Origin of the sequence: Microbacterium sp. ZW T5_56 (assembly GCF_044987425.1) — a bacterium.
Lineage (GTDB): Bacteria > Actinomycetota > Actinomycetes > Actinomycetales > Microbacteriaceae > Microbacterium.
Genome location: NZ_JBJDRI010000081.1, coordinates 1 through 572, shown reverse-complemented (window position 1 = coordinate 572; position 572 = coordinate 1). Strand labels below are relative to the sequence as shown.

Here is a 572-nt window from a genome sequence, read left to right as displayed (position 1 = left end):
CACGATCCTGCAGAACATCGTCAACGTGATGCTCGTGGTGATCGCGATCGTCCTCATTGTGAACGCCATCGATACCGGCCTGCTCGGCTCGCTGACGCTGCTCACCGCCGCCGTCGGCGCGGGGCTCGGCTTCGGCGCGCAGAACATCGTGAAGGATGTCCTGAACGGCATCTTCATCGTCGCCGAAGACCAGATCGGCATCGGTGACGTCGTCGATCTGGGCCTCGCCTCGGGCGTCGTCGAGTACGTGAGCGTGCGGATCACCCAGGTGCGCGATGTGAACGGCACTCTCTGGTACGTGCGCAACGGCGAGGTCCTGCGCATCGGGAACATGTCACAGGGATGGGCTCGGGCGATCATCGATCTCGGCGTTCCGGCCGACTCCGACCTGGAGCAGGTGGAGCGGACCATGCTGGAGACGGCTCAGAACCTCGCCAAGGACCCGAAGTGGCGCACCCGCATCATCGAGAAGCCCGAGCTCTGGGGCCTCGAGTCGATCGGCGGTGACGCCCTGGTGGTCAGGATCGTCATCAAGGCGCGCGCGAACGCCAAGGACGACGTCGCGCAGGAGC

The 572-nt window shown here is 65.2% G+C and carries 1 protein-coding gene; it reads left to right on the top strand.

Annotated features, from left to right (window positions below; translation table 11 throughout):
• Nucleotides 1-572: mechanosensitive ion channel family protein (locus ACI3KU_RS18990; protein ID WP_404923895.1), on the top strand; the 572-nt coding region annotated here is incomplete at both ends.